The sequence below is a fragment of the Candidatus Neomarinimicrobiota bacterium genome, from assembly GCA_034716895.1.
Classification (GTDB): Bacteria; Fidelibacterota; UBA8477; order UBA8477; family JABMPR01; genus JABMPR01.
Genome location: JAYEKW010000241.1, coordinates 1 through 24535, shown reverse-complemented (window position 1 = coordinate 24535; position 24535 = coordinate 1). Strand labels below are relative to the sequence as shown.

At 44.1% G+C, this 24535-nt stretch carries 23 protein-coding genes; all 23 read right to left on the bottom strand.

Features of this window, described 5'->3' with window-relative positions; genetic code table 11:
* On the bottom strand, positions 1 to 302 hold a 302-nt coding region (grpE, locus tag U9Q77_13335; protein MEA3288339.1), incomplete at its 3' end, for a nucleotide exchange factor GrpE.
* Between the two features lie 7 nt (positions 303 to 309).
* Positions 310 to 1350 carry a heat-inducible transcriptional repressor HrcA gene (hrcA, locus tag U9Q77_13330; protein MEA3288338.1) on the bottom strand — a complete coding sequence of 347 codons (1041 nt, stop codon included), beginning with the start codon at positions 1348 to 1350 and terminating at the stop codon, positions 310 to 312.
* A gap of 89 nt (positions 1351 to 1439) precedes the next feature.
* A complete protein-coding gene (locus U9Q77_13325; GenBank protein MEA3288337.1) occupies positions 1440 to 2312 on the bottom strand; it encodes a permease-like cell division protein FtsX in 873 nt (290 codons plus the stop codon).
* A complete protein-coding gene (locus tag U9Q77_13320; protein MEA3288336.1) occupies positions 2309 to 2971 on the bottom strand; it encodes an ATP-binding cassette domain-containing protein in 663 nt (220 codons plus the stop codon). Before U9Q77_13320 ends, U9Q77_13325 begins: the two co-directional genes overlap by 4 nt.
* Positions 2968 to 3732 carry a class I SAM-dependent methyltransferase gene (locus U9Q77_13315; GenBank protein MEA3288335.1) on the bottom strand — a complete coding sequence of 255 codons (765 nt, stop codon included), beginning with the start codon at positions 3730 to 3732 and terminating at the stop codon, positions 2968 to 2970. The genes U9Q77_13320 and U9Q77_13315 overlap by 4 nt, the downstream gene beginning before the upstream one ends.
* A gap of 13 nt (positions 3733 to 3745) precedes the next feature.
* Entirely contained in the window at positions 3746 to 4738 is a 993-nt protein-coding gene (locus U9Q77_13310) for a calcium/sodium antiporter (GenBank protein MEA3288334.1), read from the bottom strand.
* Positions 4738 to 5331: a nicotinate-nucleotide adenylyltransferase gene (gene nadD / locus U9Q77_13305; GenBank protein MEA3288333.1), complete on the bottom strand. Its 594-nt coding sequence runs from the start codon at positions 5329 to 5331 to the stop codon at positions 4738 to 4740. The genes U9Q77_13310 and nadD overlap by 1 nt, the downstream gene beginning before the upstream one ends.
* Before the next feature lie 9 nt (positions 5332 to 5340).
* On the bottom strand, positions 5341 to 6138 hold the full coding sequence (bamD, locus tag U9Q77_13300; GenBank protein MEA3288332.1) for an outer membrane protein assembly factor BamD: 798 nt from the start codon (positions 6136 to 6138) through the stop codon (positions 5341 to 5343).
* The gene (locus tag U9Q77_13295; protein MEA3288331.1) at positions 6135 to 6863 is read right to left on the bottom strand and encodes a hypothetical protein; all 729 of its coding nucleotides are present in this window, start codon (positions 6861 to 6863) and stop codon (positions 6135 to 6137) included. Before U9Q77_13295 ends, bamD begins: the two co-directional genes overlap by 4 nt.
* Positions 6856 to 9978 carry a hypothetical protein gene (locus U9Q77_13290; GenBank protein MEA3288330.1) on the bottom strand — a complete coding sequence of 1041 codons (3123 nt, stop codon included), beginning with the start codon at positions 9976 to 9978 and terminating at the stop codon, positions 6856 to 6858. The genes U9Q77_13295 and U9Q77_13290 overlap by 8 nt, the downstream gene beginning before the upstream one ends.
* The gene (locus U9Q77_13285; protein ID MEA3288329.1) at positions 9975 to 12818 is read right to left on the bottom strand and encodes a T9SS type A sorting domain-containing protein; all 2844 of its coding nucleotides are present in this window, start codon (positions 12816 to 12818) and stop codon (positions 9975 to 9977) included. Before U9Q77_13285 ends, U9Q77_13290 begins: the two co-directional genes overlap by 4 nt.
* Before the next feature lie 110 nt (positions 12819 to 12928).
* Positions 12929 to 14209, bottom strand: a complete 1281-nt coding sequence (locus U9Q77_13280; protein ID MEA3288328.1) for a PorV/PorQ family protein — start codon at positions 14207 to 14209, stop codon at positions 12929 to 12931.
* Between the two features lie 183 nt (positions 14210 to 14392).
* Positions 14393 to 14656, bottom strand: coding sequence for a hypothetical protein (locus U9Q77_13275; GenBank protein MEA3288327.1), 264 nt, complete (start codon positions 14654 to 14656; stop codon positions 14393 to 14395).
* 4 nt (positions 14657 to 14660) lie between these two features.
* Positions 14661 to 15410 (bottom strand): ATP-binding cassette domain-containing protein, encoded by a 750-nt coding sequence (locus U9Q77_13270; protein ID MEA3288326.1) that lies wholly within the window; start codon positions 15408 to 15410, stop codon positions 14661 to 14663.
* Between the two features lie 36 nt (positions 15411 to 15446).
* Positions 15447 to 15890: a transcriptional regulator NrdR gene (gene nrdR / locus U9Q77_13265; GenBank protein ID MEA3288325.1), complete on the bottom strand. Its 444-nt coding sequence runs from the start codon at positions 15888 to 15890 to the stop codon at positions 15447 to 15449.
* A 4-nt stretch (positions 15891 to 15894) separates the two neighbouring features.
* Entirely contained in the window at positions 15895 to 17193 is a 1299-nt protein-coding gene (gene glyA / locus U9Q77_13260) for a serine hydroxymethyltransferase (protein MEA3288324.1), read from the bottom strand.
* Entirely contained in the window at positions 17183 to 17635 is a 453-nt protein-coding gene (gene rpiB / locus U9Q77_13255; GenBank protein ID MEA3288323.1) for a ribose 5-phosphate isomerase B, read from the bottom strand. Before rpiB ends, glyA begins: the two co-directional genes overlap by 11 nt.
* Before the next feature lie 16 nt (positions 17636 to 17651).
* Positions 17652 to 18926, bottom strand: coding sequence for a hypothetical protein (locus U9Q77_13250; protein MEA3288322.1), 1275 nt, complete (start codon positions 18924 to 18926; stop codon positions 17652 to 17654).
* 10 nt (positions 18927 to 18936) lie between these two features.
* Entirely contained in the window at positions 18937 to 20115 is a 1179-nt protein-coding gene (locus U9Q77_13245) for a hypothetical protein (protein MEA3288321.1), read from the bottom strand.
* Complete coding sequence (locus U9Q77_13240; protein ID MEA3288320.1) at positions 20112 to 21239, bottom strand: hypothetical protein; 1128 nt, start codon at positions 21237 to 21239, stop codon at positions 20112 to 20114. Before U9Q77_13240 ends, U9Q77_13245 begins: the two co-directional genes overlap by 4 nt.
* Before the next feature lie 80 nt (positions 21240 to 21319).
* The gene (locus U9Q77_13235; protein ID MEA3288319.1) at positions 21320 to 22153 is read right to left on the bottom strand and encodes a glycogen/starch synthase; all 834 of its coding nucleotides are present in this window, start codon (positions 22151 to 22153) and stop codon (positions 21320 to 21322) included.
* 26 nt (positions 22154 to 22179) lie between these two features.
* Positions 22180 to 23352, bottom strand: a complete 1173-nt coding sequence (locus U9Q77_13230; GenBank protein MEA3288318.1) for a tetratricopeptide repeat protein — start codon at positions 23350 to 23352, stop codon at positions 22180 to 22182.
* A gap of 115 nt (positions 23353 to 23467) precedes the next feature.
* Positions 23468 to 24535: rod shape-determining protein RodA (gene rodA, locus U9Q77_13225; GenBank protein ID MEA3288317.1), on the bottom strand; the 1068-nt coding region annotated here is incomplete at its 5' end.

The following is a 24535-nucleotide window of genomic DNA, read 5'->3' as shown; positions in this document are numbered from 1 at the left end:
ACAATGGGAAATAGACCTATCAGTACTCGATCTTTAGCAAAAGCCAGAGACCGTTCTTTCTCTCGCTCAAGACGTTTTTTACCATTTTCATATTCAGCAACTACTCGCAGCATTTTTTCTTCAGCTACCTGAACACGTACTTGCTGATCATCAAGTTCTGATTCGATCTGTTCAATTTTTTCTTCTAATGCAGCAATGGTCTTGGTCATTGCTTTCTCTTTGGCGCTTAACCTGGTTTTGGGAGCCATTTTTTTAGAGACACTCTTCCGGCCAGTACTTTTTTTATTTGTTTTTTCAGTCATTTCACTTTTAATATTTTGTATTGATTAGCGTTTTCATTTTGTTTGCTGTGAATTCTGCCAACCCGATCACTTTTTCATAAGCCATCCGAGTTGGTCCCAGAATGTGAATCTCACCGTTGCAATCATGCCCCTTGTAGGCTATTGAAACCAGTGACATATTGTTAAAAATAGTTTGTCCCAATTCTGTACCGATAAAGATACTGGGTTCACCCGTTCTCAGTGGCGTTGGTAAATAGCGTTGTAAACTATCAGTTTCAATGGCCTCCAGTAAATATTCAAGGTTCACGAGGTCAGCAATCTCAGGATAATGGAGTAGTTGATGAGTCCCATAGACGCGATAGTCTCCTGATGTCTTCGTGGCTAATACCGTGTGAAATTGTTTTAATATTTGATCAATAATTGGATTTTTTCTTGCAGAATCAGCTGAACCGGTTTCAACCATGTGTTGGATCTCAGCAATATCCATATTGGCGAAAAGATCGTTGAGGATGTTCTCTGCTTCTCTCAACACAGTTCGTGAAAGTTTACTCTCCAATTCAAAGGCAATGGTTTTCACCTGCTCAAGCGACATGTGCACGATGAGGAGAACAGTATCTTGATCCAATTCATGGAGCGCCAGTGACCTTATCCGAGATGCATACTCCTGTGGTTTTGACATCAACACCAAAGCATGCGACATATCACCCAGAAATTTGACAGTATTTTTTATCAATTGGTCAAGATCCTGACTGATATGATCTAAGCGCGCTTCATATCCTTCTAACATTTTACGCTCAGGGGCAACCGGTCGCATCAAGCGATCAACGAAATAGCGATAACCCTTTTCCGTGGGGATTCGACCGGCAGAAGTATGAGGATGCCAAAGATATCCCGCTGTTTCCAAATCGTTTAAGACATGACGCAGTGTGGCTGATCCAACCTGAAAATAATCCATTGAGACCAAGCGTGAGGAAGCTACTGGATGCCCTGATGCAGCGTAATCTCTAACCAACCATTTCAGAACTTTTTCTGCTCTGGATTTGAGATCAGTAGGGGTTTGTGAATTCATGCTTTTCATATCCAGACATAATAATTTTGACCCCCTTTTAAAACAAGGGTTTAAATGCTGAAAGACTTGCTATATAAGGGATGAAATGGCTAAGCAACAAAGCGAAGCATGCGACGAACAGCTTTTAGCACCCCCAGGGATGCCAGGCTTATACCAAAGATGAGCAAGCCAATGATCACTTCAGGTTGGTGCATGATCCGAACTGGAAGATCGATGATCTCGGCATATTCCAATGCCCATTCGAAAGCGGCTATGGTCAACACAGCAATGATACCCCCAATAAAGCCCAGAATACCACCCTCCAGAAAAAAGGGTGCTTTTACCATCAGGTCACTGGCACCCAACAACCGGACTGTCTCAATAAATTCATACCTGGATAGGATCATAAGCCGCAAATTATTAGCTGTCAGAAACACTGTGGATAGAATGATCATAAAAATAGTAGCCGCAGCGACCACATAGATAGATCGCAGGATACCCTGTACACGATCAAAGAGATCCTTTCTAAACATGACCTCATCCACAGCGGAAAACAGTTCCATAGATTGAATAAACGATTGGATGTAATTGATGGACATATGATCTTCATCAAAAGTAACCCTGAATGAACTGGGTAATGGATTATCATCAAGTAAGGAAAGAACATCTTCCCCAAACTCGGCATTGTAGAGAGCCGCGGCGTCTTCTTTTGATAAATATTCCATCCTGATGACACCGGGGTATTCAGTGATATTTGCGGCCAGATCGCGTTTCTGATCTGTATCAGTATCATTCGTTAAGAATATTTCCAGATCGTAGTCTGCCTGCAGATCCCCCAGATATTGAAGTCCGTTATCTACAGCCAGAATACCGGAACCAATTAGCACAAGTGCAATTATTACCGAAAATACAGAATTCATAAAGGGAAAGACGGCCCGCCTGATCCCAATTACACCTTCACGAATTATGTAACTCAGCTTCATATCGGACAATCCTTGACGACCTCTCCAGAAACGATGGATAATGTCCGAGCTGGATCATGTTTGATAAGGTTCTCTTTGTGGGTTGCAAAGACCACACATGTGCCGGAATTATGGACATTCCAGATCATCTGGATCAACTCAGATGCAGACTGTGGGTCTAATTGGGCAGTTGGCTCATCCACCAATAGCAGGGCTGGTGAGTTAACCAGGGCTCTTGCCAGAACAACCCTTTGCTGTTCTCCCCCGGATAGTTCCTGGGGATAATGAGACAGTCTGGATCGCAATCCCAACTCGTCTGCTTTGATCGTTACCTGTCGTCGCACTTCAAGCGCTTTAAAGCCCTGAATTTCCAGTGGTAGAGCAATATTGCTGAAAATATCCCGATCAGAAAGCAATTTAAAATCCTGAAAGACCATTCCAATATTTTGGCGAACTCGGGAAATCCCCCCTCGTTTTGCAATACTTGAATCTTGATCAAATACTTTCACCCGACCATCGTTTGGAAAGAGTTCCATATAGATCATCTTTAAGATGGAGGTCTTACCTGATCCGGATGAACCAAAAAGATAAACGAACTCATTCTTTTCTATATTAAAATTAAGACCACGCAAGGATATGCCAGAATCATAACGCAACTGAACCTTTTCAAATTTGATCATGTTACTTTCCTCAACATGACCAGGAATCGTTCTGATTCGCTTGCACCTCGTTCTAAGGATTCATCATCCAGTATCTGCCACCATCCATATTTTGAGTGCTCACAGAAAGATTCTATGTCAGTAAGTTCGTAGGCCTTTTGGATGTGGGTTTCAACTTCAACAGTGCCTTCCTCAGAGGTATTTAACGTAAATACAGATTCCGCTAATTGTGAGATGGGATCATAATTGGTTAAGCGCTCATAACCACCCTGTTCATCATTGAATATCTCTCGATACCCCCGGAAATGGGTCTGACAGAGCAGGGGTGTAACCGCATCAAACAAGAGGATGCCACCAGGTTTAAGCAATTTGTAAGTTGAGTCCATAAACGACTGTATATCTGCAATATCCTGAAGATAATTTAAACCATCATGTAGATTGATTACAACATCGTACATCTGGTCATCAACATAACTGACCATATTGCCTATCTTAAAATCAACGGGGATATCTGTTGATCCAGCTTTCTGGATAGCAATGTCGATCATGTGTTGGCTCAGATCGATAGCGGTCATATTATATCCACGTTTTGCCAAAAGAAGAGCCATTGATCCGGTTCCGCAAGAAATATCCAGCCAGGTTGATCCTGGATCGAAGGGTTTCACTAAAGTTTCTATATCATCTACCCATGTGGTGTAGTCGATATAGTCCATCAGCTGATCATAATAGGCAGCCATGCGTTGGTAGGGTTCGATCTTTTGGATATTTTGACTGTCAACCATATCTGCAGAATTCCTACCCTGCACGGCCAAAGAAAAGATAGATATAGAAACCGATGTATCCTGAAACCAGAATCGTACCGGTAAAACGACCTATTCGATGCCTTAAACCCAAGGGAATGAGTATAAGACCAAATAACATCATGAGGATGTATTGGACATGGGGAAATATTTGAACGGCCTGACCATCAATGACCCTGGATTCAAGAACGACCAGGGGTTTAATAAATCCCACACCGCCCATAATAAACAGGATGTTGAAGATATTGCTGCCAATAATGTTACCAACTGAAATCTCACCATGTTTGCGAAGAGCAGCCACCAATGAAGTCGCCAGTTCTGGTAAGCTGGTCCCCACTGCAACGATGGTCAAGCCGATCACCATTTTAGGTATCTGGAATTCATCAGCGATCCAGACCGCACTCTTGACAAATAACCAGGCTCCAAGTGAAAGGGCCAAACTACCAGCCACTACAAGCGCGACATTCTTATAAGATATTCCCGGATCATCATCCAATATTTCTTCGGGAGCTTCCTGTGGATGTCTGTAGAGGTAAACGATGTAAGCTACAAGGATCAACACCATGATCCCACCCTCACCCCGGGTGATGGCTCCATCCAGCGAAAAGCCATACAAAAGCAGACTAATTACAAATAGAAATATCAAACCCTTAACTATCTTACTGAAATGCAGAGTGATGGGAAAGATCAAACCAGAAAGCCCCAGGATCAGTCCAATGTTGGTAATATTGCTGCCGATAATATTGCCCATGGCAATTGTGGAAGAATCCTGCCAGACGTTAGCAACAAGACTAACAATGAATTCTGGCATTGACGTCCCAAACGCAACGATTGTTAAACCGATGATCATCGGTTTGACTCCAAATTGCTGGGCTAAACGACTACCGCCTCTGACCAACCATTCAGCACCAAAAAAAAGTAGTGCGGCGCTGATCGCAATGATAACGCTGTTCCCCCCCATGCCGATTGAATTGATCAATGCATCCATTATCGTGATCCGTAGAGTTTATTTTTTTTAATATACTCGGAAACGACAGCAGGAACATAAAAACGTGTCATCCGGTCTGAATTAAAACGGTCACGAATCTCGGTACTGGAGATCTCCATGCGGGGCAGGTTCAGGAAAGTGACTTGTTCCAGAAGGTCTGCATCAATATCGGCTGCTTCGAAACGGGGTCTGCGAGCAACAATTACCTGGCTCTCGTTAAGTATCTCTTTCCAGCGATACCACGACTTGAATTCTGCCAGGCTATCACTACCGATCAGGAAGTGAAGATTTTCTGTTTTGATCCCGTGTTTTTGTTTCATCTCAAGAATAGTTTCGATGGTGTAAGACACACCGCCACGCTTGAGCTCGATATCAGAGAATTCAAATTGTTCCAGATCATCAATACACAATCTTAGCATGGCGATCCGGTGCTCAACAGGTGTTACAGGTAAAACCGCAAATTTATGGGGTGGCTTGTAAGAAGGGATGAAAACGATCTTATTCAGATCAAGTGATTCACGAATAGCCTCAGCAATGATAAAGTGAGCATTGTGGGGCGGATCAAATGTCCCGCCAAAGAGACACAGCTTCACCAGAGGAGCTCAATTCCCTGAAGATGACGTTACTTCAAGCACTTTTTTTCCTAAAGTACGTAGTCTAAGGGTTTCTTTTTGGTTCAGATCCTGACGACCATCGATGGCAATCGAGTTCATCAGTTCCCGCGCTTCATCCCAACGTTCCAAGGCTACCATATCACCGGCCTTGCCCAGACGGGCAGCTGCGTAGAGTTTTGTATCAGAATATTGTTCGATAATACTATCATAGTAAAATACAGCCGATTCATATTCACGAAGCGTATCATAGAGTTTGGCAGATTCTATTAATTTTCGAGCCAATTTCCCACGCATCTCAAGAACCAAAGCTTCCGCATCAGGACGATAACTGCTGTTGGGGTATATTTCCATGAAATCATATAAATATTTCAGCGCTTTATCCGTCATGTCACGTTCCAGTCTAAAATCAGGTGACAGCTCGCAATACGCTTCGGTTTTTCGCCAGAATGCATCTTCCACAAAGCTGGAATTTTTCATACGATGTATCAGCCGATCATACTCGCTGATGGCCAGTAGATATTCTTCTCTTAAATAATAGGTTTCAGCCAGGTAGAACTGGGCATCATCAGCATAAGCTCCAGCAGGATCGTTATAAACGATAAAAGTAAAGGTTTCTTCAGCTTTGATGAAATTTTCTTTTTCCAGATAGGTCATTCCACTCTGGAAAGTTGCTGCTATGTCGCCTGCTTTGAGGTCCTCTTTTTGAGAAGCGCAAAACTGAAGCGATACCCCGATAAACAGAACCAGGGCGATGCTATATATGTTTCTGGTAACTCGGTTGGTCAAAATTTTACCTCCAAGCTGATACTGTTTGCAGTACTCAGCGGATTAATATAGAATTTTCCAGTTAGATTAGTTGTTTCAAATTCAGTTAGATCCGTTCCCAAAGCAGCTTCAAAAGCGCTGATCAAATGATTGACCATTATAAGAGTTCCAGCGACCTGGGCATTTCTGTAGAGTTCATTGGAGCGCGTTCTCATTTTTATGTAGCCCGCCTTATTGGTGGTTTCATCTTCATCATAATCATAGTTGAAGCCACCAGTTGTGTAATCGTCCCATCCACAGGAAAATTCAGGATATTTGCCAATATTCTCATAAAAATGGTGGTCTTTCAAGGGTTGATCCGGACCAATGAGGGGCATCTGATGAGTGCGTAGATTTCCGGCGCAGCCAATGTCATCAGTAGCACCGTTGGCTCTCCAGGTTGTGTAGAGCCAATGGTCATCAGCGTAGGCTTTAAACTCCGTCGCTCCATCGGCACCAGCTGTATAATTAGACTGATATCCATAAATACCTGCTAATTCAGCAGTAAGAAAAGTAAGGGCTCGGATCTTATGACCACTGGCATACTGTCCCCAGCCTGGAATGATCAGTGACTTCAGGAAGTTTTTTAGCATAGTGGTATTAACATTCAGTTGAGCTGGAGCTGATTTAAAATCTTTGCCAAACCCGGAAGAGAGTAGTAATAAGGTTAAACTCAGTACCAGACTTATGCTTTTAAATTTATTCAAAGCCAAACAAGACCTTCCAGTAGTAGCGCCATTCACCACCATAGGTTAAATCAAGGTTGTTGCTTGTGGTCACATCAATTTCATCCAAACCATAATAGGCACCAAATTCAACAGCAGTCGGAAAAGCATAATATGAATTCAAAGCCAGTCTCAGATCAACCCCAACATCACGTACCAGGTCGATCTGTTCGCTTTCATGCGTCATCCAGGATGAGAAATCCTGCAGTGAAACCTGGTCAGGATCAGCCTTCCAGGCAGCGCCAACCTGAGCATGAAATCCCAGATAGAGATCTCGCACGGTGAATTGAGCAACGCGACTGTAATTATCCCTGAAAATAGGAAAACGTAAAGTGCTGGTTGACACAAATCGACGGCTGCCCTTCATACTGTAAAACGGATAGCCCCGCAAACCCGGCAGACCTCCGGCAAACTCATAAAAGAAGTCATCAATAGCATTGTTGTCAATGAGATTGATCTCAGTTGTATTGGAAAGAACCATGCGACCTGGTATGGGTAAGCGATAGCCATAGAACCCGGAGGCGTTGAACTTAACATAACGAAATATATCGTACTGATTACCCCAGCGTTCAGTGTCTTCATCATAACCATAGCCAGACACAAAATTATGGTGATTGTCACGGAACGTTAACTTAGCCTTGTATCCGGAAGGGTTGATGTTCCTCTCCTGACGAACATTGATATGGGACATGGTCCATTCCAATCCCCAATCCCAGCCCTTGAAGTAATCATAGCTTACTCCACCAGCTGATAATCCAGGACCAACAGTATGTGAGCCAATGGCTGTCCGATAATTAGAGGCCGAAATATCCAAGGTCAAACTGTACCTAGGTGGAATAAGCAGATCGGCAGACAAAACACCCTGTGTTAAGCTAAAAGTCAGCTCGCTTTGAGCAGGCCAGACATGGTCATAATACCATAATTCTTCCTCAGTATGCCGGATCATTTGATAGAACTCAAAGGTGATGGTGGGTAAAAAACCGCGATATTGGGTGGAAAGGAAGAGATCCATATCAAGATTGGGAGCAATCCCAAAACCACCAACCAGAGAGTAGTTGCTGATGATCTCATCCGAGAAAAAATAGAATCCCGGTTTATAAACCACTGTATTCTTATGATTGTCGATCTCGATCTGCATTTTTGGCAGCAGAAACATGGGACCATATTGGATGGTATAGTCTAAAGCAGGTTTTGAAGCTCCGTGCCGTCCCCAGGTCGGTTCAACAATACGCTCGATTGAGACATCAATAGGCTCGGTTTTGACACTCAACAGTTCTGATTCGTCCAGAACTGCAATATTAAAGCCCAGACTATCATAAAGTGAGTAAGTCACCTGTCCTGTCTGCCATTCAGCCTGGAACGCCCCCCCGGTCACATTGGTAAGTCGCTGATTCTCACCTGTTATGATGTCATAACTGTAAATGTTGAATATTCCGGTTCGGTCATCACTGTAGAGGATTTGATAATCATTTCTAAAGACAGGATTGCGCTCATCCCAGACTGAGTCCAACAACGGCATAATGCTACCCTGCTTGGTATCGTAGATAGCGATATCGCGGTTACTACCTGAGGTATAATCGAAAATGATACTGCGTCCATCTGGAGACCAGCGCGGTACATAGATCTGAGTACCGGGATTCAGGTGGGTTAGTTGTAAAACACTATCGGGATGTTCCGGGAAGGCCAGACAAAGATTATTTGATCCATCGCGCAGGTTTACAAAGGCGATCTGCGATCCATCTGGTGACCACGCCGGACTTTTGACCCTTTCACCAAAGGTAAGTTGTCTTTCATCTTCAACACTATCCCGATGAACGATGAAAAGATCAGAATAGCGGGATCCGCTGATGAGAAATTGGCAACGCTCACAACTTTCAGCCGGCTGAGCTGAGAGAAAGGATGAGAATTGGTGATGCGAATGCTGTCCTATACGAGGATCAGGGATACCACCATCGTAGAATTCTTTACGAGCATAAACAAGGTGCTCACCATCGGGACTCCAGTCAAAACCTTCGGCAGCCGGAATCAGTTTTTCTGCAGCATCGGTTGAATCTTTGATAAACAGAGCAGTTCTGGATAAATAGGTCTCACCTGCACTGGAGATAAACCCCAGTGAAGTACCCGATCGATTCCAACGAGGGTAGAAATTTGCGTCTCCCTTTTGCTGAACAAACTTCATGGGAGAGATGGCCTCATCGGCTTGAAAAGACAAACTTTGCCGCAAGCTCATATCGGCTTGCCATTTTTTCCACAATTCCTGATTCGGTAAACCTGTCTCAGCCTCCAGAGCGCGATAGAAAGAATAATTCAGAGGACCACTAAGGCGATCGGTTATCCTTTGCAGAATGTCCTGACCATATTCTTGTGCCAAATATCGAACCAATCCAAAACCGTGATCGTAAACGCTTTCGTTACCGATACCTACTTTACCAAAGCCATCCATCTCACTGAGTGTCAGCACATTATCATATTTTATGCGATCACGAAGAATCATATCCCGGACACTATCCCACCAATCCCAGCGCATGGTATCTGATTGAAATTGAGCCAGACCTTCGGCCCACCACATGGGTACTGAAACAGATGGCAAGGGATAGGATGCAATTCCATTGGGATATCCGTAGAGCACATCTTCCCGGCGTTCCGGTTCGTAAGAAATTATTTGGAGGTAAGCAGCAGGGACATTCCCGGGCATTTTACGGGAGGCTCTCAAGCTGATGATATGGGTAAATTCATGGGTAATCACATCCCTCAGCCAATAGTGTGAGCCCCGTAATTCATAATCCAGCGGTTTGGCCCAGATCTCGATCTTATTATCAAAATAATAAGCACCACCGTTGGCATAATCATCGGTGTCCCGAATAATAATATGGGTTTTCTCTTCCGGCTCGTAATGATACAGACCGGTAATGGCTGGATAGATATCATCAGCTACATGAAGGGCTTCGTTGGCTGTCCAGGATGTATTCTGATGAAAATGCACAATAAAATGTTCACCTTCGATAGTCTCCCATTCCAGCTCGGGGTGATTAAAGCCTTGGGAAAATCCCAGACCTGCAAAAGATACCAGGAGTAGTACAGTTCTTAGAAGTATCATCGAATAATAGCGATCTTGATGATCTCAGCTTGATCACCGGCACTTATTTGCGCCAGAAACACGCCATTGGAGGCCGCAGAAGCGTCCCAGACCCATTCATTGTAGGAGTTCTGCTGCTTTACGTCCAGATCAACATAACTGATCTGAGATCCACTGAGTGAGAAGATCTCAATAGTCCAATTGTCAACAGCTCCGATCCATGCTCGAATCGTAGTGCTGCTCCCCTTTACCGGATTTGGATAATTGTAAACAGATTCTCTTTTCATTACCGGTGGATCAGTAACAGGTGAACCAGACAAAACAACGATTCGATCACCTTGTTGACGGCCGTAGGGGTCTGTCCAAAATTGTGAGTTCTCCTGGATTTCCTCCGGTTTAACAAAAAGCAGATCATCACCTGAAAGTATATAGACTATCCCCTCTTGGTTGATTCCTGTAGAATTCTCAACGGAGTAGTCCATAGTCGGTAAAACACCGCTATCCAGTAGCTGGCCATCCAATGTATAAATACTGTAGCTAGCCTGGTGTCGTAGAAAGATCGTTGCCCCATTACCGATCAGTGGAGTGATCAGAGGGTTACCCCGATAGGCTTCCACTGAGAATGGGCTGCCATTCCAGGCCACCCCTGCTTGATTAATGATTTTGACGGAATTTTGATAAAACAGGGCAATTTCATATGAACCATCGGTATCAACGTCAAGTGGGACGATATGATCTGGTCGCTGTACCTCCAGATCATCCTGCTCCGAACCCGGTAGATGATTTATCCTCAGGGCCTCCGCTGACGATGACCAGGTGATCACATCCAGCTCATCCGGAGGATCTCCCCGTAATTCGATATGGTCAGAATGGGTTAACCCCACAGGGGCAGGTTTAGAATTTGGATCCCCAATATAAATCTGAGTACCTGCAGTTGTTGTAAATTTGGCCCTGGGACTGACCAGAACCTCTGAAGTGCTGGTTCCAGAGTGCGAATCCCATTTCACCAGTACCTCTGAATTATCTTGAGTAGCAAAGAAACTCACTCGTGTCCCTGCAACGGATATCTCGTATGGAGCAACAATCGACCAGAAATTTCGACTGGACCCTGTTTCAATATTCCTGAATCTGGTACCATTCGCCAAGTTGGTAATAATCCATGGATATCTGTAATTCAGTACACTATCTATGCTACCTTCAAATATTTGATCCGGGGTTACCAACAGATTTGTGACATAGCTGATAGCACCATTAAAAAAATGAAGTTCGATCAACTCGCTTGAGTCTGAATTTAAGGTCCACAGAGTCTGGGAAGCGTCTCCCCACCCAATAATTGCGCCCGGGTTGTTCAAATTCAACATGCGATCTGATGCAACTGAGAAACTCATGCTTAACCCATTGTCGGAGATATTCTCGATCCTGAGATGACTGGGGGTACCGTCATTGGCTTGTGTAGAAGGAAAGGTAGTGGAACTGAAATTTAGCAGACTGTCCCCGATGACATCCTGATGACGATTCAGGTGAAACCAGCCAGCATTCCCGGCAAACCAGGGGTCAAACCACCACCCGGTCTCCAGATAATCTGCAAAAAGAAGCTGAGTTTGGAATCCCATGTCCTGGGCACCGTCAGCCTCTTCAAAATCAACCAGCTGGATGGCACCTCCGTTGGGGTTCTCATCACTGAACCAGGCAGTTTCATCCACGTGCCAGATATTGAGACCATTGCCAGGTAAACCGGCATTCTGTTCATCAACACGCAGAACAACTCCACCTGCGCTTAGAGTAACTGAAACCGTGTCAAATCCGGGACCATCGATCCACTGGATCATATCGCTGGGTTCATGTAGGTTTCTTTGACGATTTTCAATCAAGAAATATTCATTTTCCGAGATTGAAACCCGGATCGGTGCATCATTTTGGTTCAGCACTACATCATCACCAACATATTTGGGTTCTGCGTTTACCCAGCCTTTCTTGATCCGTGTGTAGGGGTCTGGATAGGCTGGAACCACGCCATGGAAATTGTTTGAGCCCTGATCCATTAACGCAAAGCCACCAACCAGCGAACGACCGGTCTCTGTATTATAAAGGGGTGGCAACTCGAGGTGGAAGCCCAACATAAGTGCAATAGTACCATTCAACGCAACCTGGTAAAAGCAAGGATCCTCGGCTTCGGCAAATAAACTTCTGGTTTCCCGGTACTGTAAAAAGTTTTGAGATTCAGGGATGATGATCAGATCGTCCAAGTCTCCCTCATCCGTAGTAAGCGCTCCATACTCAATGAAATCTGACTGTGCTAAATAGGCTGAAGGAATGTTTCCAGGCGTAGGATCAAGCGCAAATGCAAAATCACCACCCATCCCGGCATGCACCAGTATGATGGTTGTATATATGCTAAAATCAATATCGTTGTCAGCCAAGGCGATGGCATCACGGCTTAATTCGAACAATTTAGCGGTTTCATTAAAATCGGTTAGATATGGATGATAGAACAGCATATCGTGGGGCAGCAGGTAACTATCATTCTCACCCTGGGGAAAAACCGTTGAATTTGCCAAATCAATATTTACATGACCATCACTCACTCGCTGCCAGTAGTTATCGGCTGCCAGTAAGTGGTCTTCAAAATAGATTCGGTTATGGGGAGGCGGGTCAAGGGACCAATCTGAACAATTCAGACCGGACGTATCTTCAAGTACAAAGGATCCATCTCCAGTAGTCGCGGGTGATACATCAGTTTGGAAAGCAACTCGAATAACAGCGACTTTCAGTGATTCAGCTGAAACTGAGATCGTTAATATGAAAGTCAATGTGACAACGGCCATCAACCTTGAGACCATTAATTTCTTACACTTGTTCAAAAGATCACCTTGAACCGATGATCAAGCTTTGGTATCATTAGCCATACCATAATTACTAAACACCCCGCGTCTTTTCATTCTCTGGGAGAGGATCTTTTTTGAAGATATATCTAGAATTTAAGCAATAGTGAAAACCGCATCGTATTGTTCAAGGGATGGGTTTCCTCTGCCACAGTATAGCCAAAATCAAAACCATAGTTGCTGTAACGCAGTCCGGCACCTACAGTAGGTGTAGTGATCTTACCTTCTGCATCGTAGTAATAACCTGCGCGGATGGCAAACATGTTATTATACCAGTATTCGACCCCGATGCTATGAATAAGCGCTTCAAATTCAGCTGAAGGAGATCTCTCAGCAGCTGTGCCCAATTCCTTTTGGCCTTTTTCGTTAAAAGCACCTGATGCACTTATGGTTGTATCGCCATTAGCAATTTCCCAACCCCCGATCCTGCGGTCACCATCCATATCACGATCACCACCAAGATACCAGTCATCCAAAAAGGAGGTAAATATACCCTGCCACCATGAATCAGTATGGGCGATCTCTTTTTGTCCATCAGCATTATAATCACCTGATTCATTTACAGAACCGGTATTGTCATAGCCCCCGATCAGACCATCTTCATCCCAATCCATTGAAGCGTATTCACCAACCAGCAATTTATTTACATCATAGACGATGTTCAGACGATTATAGGAGCTTTCATAGGCTTTCAGATTGAAACCCAATTTAAGATTTGTTGGCATGGGGTCAGCCTGTTCTTCATCATTGAAGATAACTTTGGGACCCAGGTTGGCGATCATGGCACCGAAGTCCATCTTTCCTCCAAAATAGTCTTTACTGAGATAGCCGACATCGAAGCCAAAGTTAGTGGCAGTTCCCTTGGTCTCCTCTTCTTCCACAGTCACAAACGAGTCTGTCAGGTGCTGATGGAGAATCTTAAAATTGAAACCAATACTGGAGTTCTCAGTGATCAAGGTACTGTAACTAAGAGCTCCTGAAGAGAAATAGGTCAGAAAGGTTCCCAACTCAACACCATTGGCATCTGTGTATGTTTGTTCACCTGCATTGAGGTAGATAACATGTGCGCCAAACACGCCCAGGTTTTCCACTGGAGCAATACCGGCAATAAAATCATAGTACATGTCGTCCACCAGACCAGGTAGCCAATTTACATGCATACCAGACAACTCGTAACCAGTCTGAAATCCTAAACCAGCTGGATTCCAATACGTTGCGTAGGAATCATCAGCCAAAGCGACTTGAGCCTCTCCCATGCCACCGGCTCGAGCTCCTGGTGCGATCAAAAGGAACAATGCAGATTGTGAATATCCCAGGGACAGGAGTAAAAGACCTCCGATTACCAGGTTTATAAATTTATGTGCTCTCATTTTGTAAACTCCTCATTCATAAAAAAACCGAATGATTCTGATAACATTCGGTATCAACTAAAAAAAAGATGAACGCCAGGTTCCTATTCATTTTGCGAGGTTTCACCTCAAAATTCCCAGTAACGTTTACTCTCTTTAAGTTCTCCTCAATTTAAACGGGCGAATATAGCTTTCGACCCCGCGCTAATCAAAGGATTTCCCGAGGTTTAGCCCTGTTAGTGATATTGCTAACTTCGGCAAAAGCTGCGGGATATCAGTCGTAATTGGATAGGCAGTCGTCGTGTGTTCATCTACCAACATGTCACTGATCGGATCTATTAACAGATCACCGGCTGCATTATGGAATTCACCTGTCTCCACCTCAGCGTTAATGACCTTGAGCAGGTCAGCGCTGGCCATGGTGAGGACCGATCCTGTGAGGGGGCAATAATATTGGTTCCAGGTCAAAAAGTTACCTATGATTCAAATCTGCTGCTTCTTTGTAACCACTAATGAAATCCTGTACTGATCTCAATGATGATTTTTTCATCTCTTTGACGCTCCCAGTGAAGGAAAAGTTCCCATTATCCAACAAAACTATCTGATCTGCCAGAAAAAACCCTGTTGGAATATCATGAGTTACGATAATACTGGTCACTTTCAGATCCTTTTGCATCTCTTTGATGAGTTTGGCGATCTGGGCGCTGGTTACCGGGTCGAGTCCTGTAGTTGGCTCATCGTACAGGATGTATTTTGGTTGCATAGCCACGACCCGAGCCAAGCCAACCCGTTTTCGCATACCCCCGCTTAATTGTGCTGGATATTTTTGGCCAACATCTAATAAGCCGACCCTTTCAAGGCTTTCCAGTGTAATTTTTTGTATCTCTGATTCAGAATAACGATTATAAGCTCGCAAACCGATCCCTACATTGTCACTGATATTCAAACTGTCGAAAAGGGCAGCAGATTGAAACAACATGCCAAATTTCAGGCGGGTGTCATCCAACGCCTTTCCTTTGAGCGACCCAAGGTCTGCATCATCAATAAGAATCTTACCAGAATCCGGGTACAAAAGCCGAGTGATGAGCTTCAGTAGAACACTTTTACCAGTGCCGCTCTTCCCCATGACAACAACGCTTTGCCCATCCTGTACCTGCATACTAACGCCATTCAAAACGACCAGGTCGCTGAAGGATTTATGCAGATTTTGTATTTCGATCATAATGGAATATTGAGCAAATCAATTCAAAATGATGATCTATATATCATCCAATTCAGCCCTGAACTCTTGTACATCTTCAAATTTTCGATACACACTTGCAAATCTTACGTATGCGATCTCGTCCAAGTCTTTGAGATGCTTCATAACCAGTTCCCCGATATCCTTTGCGTAAACTTCAGACGACCCGAAGGTGTTCACGTCCTGAATGATGAGATCCACAGCTTGATTCATCTGTGCACTATTCACAGGTCGCTTGCTACAGGCAACGGCAATACTTTTTAAGATCTTTTCGCGCGCGAAGGGTTCCCGTTGCTGATTGCTTTTGATAACCAATAGGGGTTGTGTCTCAACATATTCATAAGTAGTGAAACGAAAGGAACAGCCACCACACTCGCGACGTCGCCTAATTGCCCGACCATCCTGGGTGTGCCGGGAATCAATAACCCGTGTATCACCGTGTCGACATTGAGGACAATTCATTTGATTACTCCACATCCTCGTAGTGGGGAAAACCTTTAACCAACTCAGCGACCTTATCTCGTACCAAGCGCAGGTTACTTTCATTATCAGGTTCAGCAATGACATCGTGAATAAAGCCACCAATCATTCTCATGTCAGTCTCTTTGAACCCTCTGGTGGTTAAAGCGGCTGTACCGATCCGGATTCCACTGGTAACAAAGGGACTCCGCTTATCAAAGGGCACCATATTCTTATTGGTGGTCATGCCGGCTTCTTCCAGCACGCGTTCGGCTTTTTTGCCACTGATCCCTTTTTCTGTCAGATCAATTAGTAGAAGATGATTGTCAGTACCACCCGATATGAGATAGAAACCAAATTCATTGAGTGTCTCACCAAGTGCTTTAGCGTTGGCTATCACCTGCTTCGCGTAAGTTTTAAAGGATGGTTTCAAAGCCTCTCCAAAGGCCACTGCTTTAGCAGCGATGATGTGCATGAGTGGTCCGCCCTGGATACCTGGCATAACTGTGCTATCAAGCAGTTCACTCATCATCTTGGTACGACCACTTTTAGGAGCCACTATACCGAAAGTATTTTCAAAATCTTGACCCATGAGCACCAACCCACCTCGGGGACCACGCAGGGTCTTGTGGGTGGTAGAAGTGACTATATGACAGTGAGGCAAGGGGTCGGGATGCTCTCCTGCTGCGATCAAACCGGCTGGATGAGCCACGTCAGCCATAAGAAAGGCGCCCACTTCATCGGCTATCTGGCGGAAAGTTTTAAAATCATACTGGCGAGGATAGGCACTTCCGCCGGCAATAATCATCTTGGGTTTGTGTTTTACGGCCTGATCTCTGACCATATCATAATCGATACGACCTGTTTTGGGATCCACGCCATAAGCTACAATATTGTAGAACTTTCCTGAGAAATTGACTGGAGAACCATGAGTTAAATGTCCCCCATGAGCCAGATCCATTCCCAGGACAGTATCACCGGGTTTCAAGAGCGTAAAATACACAGACATGTTTGCCTGGCTTCCGGAATGAGGTTGAACATTGGCATATTCTGCACCAAAAAGTTCTTTAACTCTATCGCGAGCCAGATCCTCAGCTATATCGACTGCATCGCATCCACCGTAGTAGCGCTTTCCAGGATAGCCTTCAGCATATTTGTTGGTCATTACGCTTCCGGCGGCCTGCAAGACAGCCTTGCTAACAAAATTTTCAGATGCGATCAATTCCAGCGTACCGCTTTCCCGGTCACGTTCGGCCATGATGGCTGCGTAGATCCGGGAATCTGCAACTTTAAGATCATTTAACATGTTGACCTCGTGCGTTTGATTCTATTTTTCCCACCCTGACAGCATGACGTTCGCCTTCCCAGGCAGTATCAAGCCAGAGCTTCAGGATGCTTTTCATTGAATCAATAGATTGAGTTCTGGCCCCCATGCACAACACATTTGCATCATTATGCAGACGGCTCAGCACAGCTAATTCTTCAGTATAACAGAGAGCTGCTCGTACACCTTCAAAACGATTTGATGCGATGGACATACCGATACCAGAACCACAGATCAATACACCTTTCTGGACCAAACCACTTTGTATTGAACGACTAACCAGAGCAGCGTAATCAGGATAGTCACATGAATCCTGTGAGTCAGTGCCCTGATCCAGAACCTCAAAGCCTAAATCCGTCAAATATTGGACTATTTGTTCTTTGGCCGGATAGGCCGCGTGATCAGAACCAATGGCGATTTTCATGGAGGTAAATGTCGCCTTATTTCGTAGGTGCTTTTACACTTCTATTGAGCCAGGAATAACAAGCTTTTTTGGGTTTTGCTTTCCCGCCTTTTACGTAATCATCTTTATTGAAAAACCAATCGCCTTGCTGAGGAATACGCGCTTCTTTCAGGAAATCGATTTTATTGATAGCCTTACCCCATCCTTTTGCTTTCGATATCTTATAGTCCTCATAGGCCATAAGGAATACCAGCTTATCATCAAAATCAGGTACGGAAGAGGTGCATTCCATGGCAACAGCTTCATAGACTGAAGCGCGGTTAGCATAGGCCTGGCCATTTTGTCTATCCATCTTCAAGGCTTTCCCGGCCCAGGTCATAGCTGATTTAAGTTGCCCATCTGCGATATAGGCCTGAGTCATGTCAAAGTAGACCCGAATATCATCTGGATTGGCGGTATTGAGTTTCTTAAGCATGGTGATAACATCTTTTGTTTTGCCAATCTCACCATAGGCGCTCACCAGAGTTTTGATAATATTGGTCATCTCCGGTGATATTTTCAAAACACCTTCCAACACATTGATGGCGGAAGTGGTTTCACCGACAGCCAGCAATTCCTGGCCATACTCCTGGGCATTTGAAATATTCTCAGGATTATTCTCATACTCTGTTTTCAAAAACCCGATAACATCACCCCCGGTCGCCTCCACAGCTTCGCGGATAATATTCGATAGATTTTTATTTTCCGGATCTGCAGCCAGAAGCGATTCCGCCATTGCCTTGGCTTCGTCGTACATCTCATTTGCAATATAATCTTCGGCAATCTCCTCACCCAGCTCGAGGTCATCTGGAAACTGAGCAAACATATCGTTCTTAGCTTTCAGGGTAGCTTCATCATCGTCCATCATGTTTAAAGCAAATAACTTACTCTCCCACAGATATTTATTGGCAGGGATGAGTTCCAGACCCTCATTGTAATAAATAATGGCCGTATCAAGCTTATCCTGTTCACGATAACTATTGCCAATATAAACATAAACATTTGGTGCCATTTGCTCATCAACACATTCATACTCGAATAGTTTGTGATAATTGTACAGTGCGTCTTCATAGGCTTTATTCTTATAATACTCAGTGGCAAAACTGAGGTGTTTCATACAGTAACGTGAGTTTGCTTTGCGTACTGAATCCTTGCGGGCTTTTTCAATTGCAGCCAGCTCCTCAGGGGTTGCTTCAGGTGGCAAACAGGCCGACAGCACCATTGTGAACAGCATGATGCCCATTACTAATAAAGCGACAAATCTTGACCTCATAATAGAGTCCTTATCTTCTCTTGACTTTTCTAAACCAGATATCGTTAACTTGTATTCCGAGTTTGATCCGGGCGAAAAGCTCCTCAGGCAGGCTATCATCCCCCCTGCGTGTACCGAGTTCACTCGAAATATCAAATAGGCTTCTGCCATTTCGTAATCGCAGATTCAAACCTGAGATAATGGCAATTTCACTAATAAGTTTATCTGTGCTAGATGCCAGATAATAATTCTTTACTGAGACTCCAGCCTGCCAACCTGTCCGTTTGAGCCACGACCTGGAACCATGGTCAGGTGCCAGATGAACCGTGGAGAGCTGTACTAAAGCAACGGGCACTGTCTGCCAACCAGCTGGCAATACAAAGATCCGGGAATCATCAAAACCATCTGCTGAAAATATCTGTTGAGAAATTCCAGCAACATATTTTGTAGTTTTGGAGTGATGATAAACAACACCGACCTTTATCGTGGCAGGCCAGGCTTTAAGTTCTTCAGAGAGCTCAACATAGTCATCAGTTCCAGCCAAACTATCCCGGCCTTCAAATAGAGGTGTCTGATAAGGAATATCTGTAGTCAGACCAAGAGACACTTTGCCACCTAAGTGAGTTAGCAATCCCAATTCCAGGCTTTTCCCACTGATATCGCCTCTCAGCACGTATAGTTCATTTATATCAGTGGCCAGCATATTGGACTCACGTCTGAAAGCACCTTGAAGTAAATGAAATTTCACTCCAAGACTGAAATATGGTGTGATCCCATAACCCAGCCCGAGGTGATAGTCCCAGATACCACCCTGTGAACTCTCATTCAGGGTTCCATCTTCCAGGATGGATTCATATTCCGTTTCAAAATCTGCTGTTGCTTGAGCCCCCAGGCTAATACCAATCTTGTCGCCTACTGGTAAAGCGATCGCCAACCGCTCGAGGCGTGTGTTATTCGTTATGCTTTCTGATACCAATTTGAATTCTGATCCCAGGGAACTGCTAAAATAAACCCTCTTCAAACCTGCAAGCGCGGCTGGATTACGCGTAGTGAAACGAGAAGAATCCTGCCAGGCAACCGCCCCCTCACCAACACTGGACTCAAAAGCATCGACGGTTGGGAAAACATCTCCATAGCCCAATCGATAGTAGGCTGATTGACCATAGCCAACACTGATCAGCACTATTAAAAAAAGAATTATTCGTTTCATGGACGCACCGCCAGGGAAGTACTGACAAAGATGGCTGATTCATCAGCCTCACGCGATATAGCAATAAATCCCGGATCAAAACCTGTATGGTTTGAACTCAGTGTGAGCTCGATAATGCTTCGTCTATCATCCAGGGCCCGTTGGATGATCGTTTTTAGTTCGTTACCGTAATATGCCCCATCCTGACCCAGGCTAAAATTCACCGAAATTCCTGATTCCGGATCCTCCAGATTCATATTATACAATTGAACCGAGTCTGCCAGCGTGGGTATGTAGAGAGCAGATTCATCAAGATCGACAGCCAGCAATAACGTTGATGAGATCATATGAATGAGCGTATCACTGGTTGGGATCATGTTTTGCAGATCAAGGGTCAAGGTCAAGGTATCACTTGATAATTGACTGAGATAATCATACTGTGGGTCAAAAACACCTGCTTGCTTAATGAGGTGCATATAAAGACTGTCTGCGAGAAAAGGCGAATGGGTAGTTGCACTGTCCTCACCGGCTGTATCAGGTTCATGATAATAAAATACCAGAGAGGGTCGGATACTTGACCCTCCACCGTAGAGCACGGTCATGCTACCGGATTCACCAGGAAAGATGCCCAGGCTTATGGTTGTATCTCCTGCCATAATGGTTGAATCAGGCAGAGTATAGCTCCAGTAGTTATTACTCCCGGCCACTGTCATGGTATCCCTACTCAGGAATGATCCATAAGCACCTGCACCTATATCTACAGAGATACCTGTTGATTCATAAAAATCAAAATTCAAGGGGATCCCCAGCAAGGTATCTGCACCATTTTCTGGAAAAGTAAACTGGTGTCTGAATTGAATTTGAATACTATCTGCATCTGCTACGTTGAGACTGGTATCAGAAAAACTGAAATCCATGGTAAAACCGGATTTATAGTATTGAGTTTCCCCTACCCAGGCTCTTAGGTGATGTCCCCATTCAACCGGTTGGATTCCTGGTCGAATTTCTTCAACAATCTGAAGGGTATCCTGCTCAAAAGCGAAGGGATTATAAATGAATGATGAATTGTCGAAAGGTTTTGGTTCGTCGCAAGACCAAATGGTCAAGGATAAGGCAATAAGTGGAATGATGATCCGGTTCTTCATAAATCCTCTGTTAAAAAAAGCCAAGCGATCAGACGCTTGACTTATTTTGTTTAAAGTCAATACAGTCAATTTGCAGAGTTTTAATACTCAACTCCAAAGAATGTTTCCAGTTCAAAGTTGAGTTGCTGCCAATCTTCATCACTTTCATCAGAAATGGTGAAATACTTCACCTTTTTACCGGATGCTTTTAAAGCTTTCTGAATGTTTTCGTGACCCTCTATTTCTTGCTTATTGTCTTTTCCATCAATAGAAATACTAATGATCTCATCGGCATGCTTGATAGCCAGGCCCAGTAGATCATTTTCATAACCAGCATAGTCCTCGGGTGCCAAACCAGCCATTTCATACTGCTTCTTGGCTACCAGACCCATTTCACCGATATTGACTAGATTCAAAACCGTCTTCATATCCGTGAAGAATTCTTCCTCAGCATAAATGGTCTTTAAAAGCACAGGCACCATTGCCGTTGTCCAATCATTGCACATGATATAATCCGGCTGCCAGTAAAGGTAGGTCAGATTTTCGATGGCGATCTTGGAAAAATAAAAATATTTCTCGGCATTGCGCTGATTGTAGCGATTCTCTGCCACCTTGTATAAGGTTTTATTCTTACCACCAAAATAGGGCTGATACTCCATAAAGTATACTTGAACCTTGGTTGATGGTACAAATGCTGATTTTGCAGCACCGTAGGTCATCTCACCTTTATACTCAACTTCGATCTCTTTAAGGCGAATAACTTCGCGAATAATGTAGCGACGTTCACTTACAAACCCATAGCGAGGTGTAAATATTCGAAAATCCTGCTTTTTCTCCTGAAAGTATGATGGAACCTTGTTTGATATCTTTGCAAGATCCGTTGCCTCAGAAAAGGGAGCTACTTCTGAGGAGAGATAGTATATTTTTGTAGCCATAGGGTTGTTTTTGCTTTAATAACCTATTATCTGGAGGCGAGGATTTGTTTGACTTTTTCCCGGTAAGCACTATCAGGATACATATCCAAAAGCCGTTCTAATTCATTGTAATAACGTGCCTTATCACCACTATTAAGATAAGAATATCCAATCTTAAATTGGGCAGCATCTGCCTTATTTGAATCGGCATAGTAGATCACTTTGCCGAAAGCTTCAATTGCCCTGGTGTATTCATCCAAGGCATAATAACATTCTCCGATCCAATACTGAGCATTGTCTGCCAGATCATTTTTTGAATCATTTTGGATCAGCATCTCAAAACCGTCTATAGCTCCCATGTAATCGCCATTTTGATACAAGCTCAGAGCATCAATATAGTGTTGCTTATAGGTCTTGTAGTCCATTGCCGCTATGGGAGGGCTTTTCAGTACCGTTTGTGGCCGGGTTTGCTCGGCGGGCAGACGCGTCACATTTAAACGAGCATCCGGCATAGCCATCAATTCGTTAAAGGAATTGGTGAGGGAGATAATTTTATTTTCCAGGAGAACCAATTGAGACAGGATGTCATAATTGGCGCTATCCTGTACACTTGCATGACGTCCCAGTGTGGTCAATCTATCTTCTGAATCCATAATATGATCCGTAACAGAGAGTTGAAATTCAGAAAACGAAGAGTCCAACAAGGTAAAACGATCCTGGATACTCAGCAGGTTCTCTTCCAGCGTTTGCACTTTAGCCGGATCCATACTGGCAAAGATACTATCGACTTGAAATTGGGTTGACTGAATAGAAGAATTCAAGCCGGTCAGAGATTCACGGATCTCTGCTTGTTCTGCCTGTAATCCAGCGATCTGACCCTCATTGGTCTGCGCCACAGCGCTGGCCAGAGAATCATTCCGAGCTCTTTCGCCGGCTAATTGGCCGTCTAATTCCTTGTTGAGCTGTTCAATGGAGCGTTTGGAGTCAGCATTCAGTTTATAGAGGTTCTCCAGACTGATGTGATTCTCATTATAAGTCTCGCGCATGGCTCTAACTTCTTTCGAGAATTCTTTTAGCCTGACATCCAACATAAACAGGACACTATCCGCGACTGCGGTTTCCTGTTTTACTTGCTGCATCTCCTGCTTGAGGTTTTTGGTACCTGAACAACCAATGATCAGAGCTAGTATCAAGATGAATCCGAGCTGTCTTTTATGCATGTCTTCAATCACTTTCTACTGGAAGTTAAGACAAGAAATCATACGGCCGTAAATTTAACCTTGACATAAGGACTCGCAACGTCTAAAATTGCGGTTTAATGGGCACTCGTAGTCCTTAACGAGCTGCTCGCCTCATGATTGCCATATTCGCAGCTAAACCAGCCATGATCATTACCGTCAACATGAACGATCCTCCATAACTGATAAATGGCAGAGGAATTCCCGTTACCGGCATGATACCGGCGATCATCCCCAGATTCACAAAGATGTGGAAGATCAATACTGCTACAATCCCGATTAGAATGACGCTATCAAAACGATATTTGCTACTGTAAGCCTGATTGATCAACTTGGCCATAAGCAGGTAAAAAAGGCTCAGCACTACCAACACGCCGATAAAACCGAACTCTTCTCCGATGACTGTCATAATGAAATCTGTGTGTTGTTCAGGGAGAAATTTCAGATGGGTTTGAGTCCCTTCTCCAAAGCCTCTCCCAAACGGACCACCTGATCCGAAAGCAGTTAATGATTGGGATACCTGATACCCTGCACCGAGAGGATCAGATTCAGCATCAATGAGAGACAGAATACGTTGTTGCTGATAGGGCTTCAGCAGGGCCCAAAGTACATTGGTAATCCCACCCAGGGCTACGTTGATGCTAAAATTGAGGATTTTTGTCCAAAAGGGCAAATTACCTAGATATAGAATGAGGATTATGACTCCCATCCAAAGAAAGAACGATAAGGTTTGAAATGCAGCAACCATGGAAATGGCTGGGGCCAAGAGTAAGAAGAAATAAAGTGGTCTAATACCGGCCCAGAAAATGATAACTATCAAAATTCCGAAGAAGACCAGAGCCGTTCCCAGATCTGGTTGAATGAGAACCAATAATGTCGGGGTTATGGTCATGGCAAAGGGTGTAAGTAATTCTTTTACTGTGGACAAACGGCGCTTATGGTCGGCAAAGTATTTTGCAAGTCCCACCAGAAGAAATATCTTCATAAATTCCGAAGGCTGGATCCCAAAGCTGCCAATAGTAATCCAACGGCTTACCGCTCCGCCCTGTTTCATGATGATGGGAATCAGGAGCAGAAATATTCCGACACCATAGGTGATATATGCCAGATTATGAATCACTTTGCGAGGAATAAAAAAGGCTCCAAAGAAACCTGCCAAACCCAG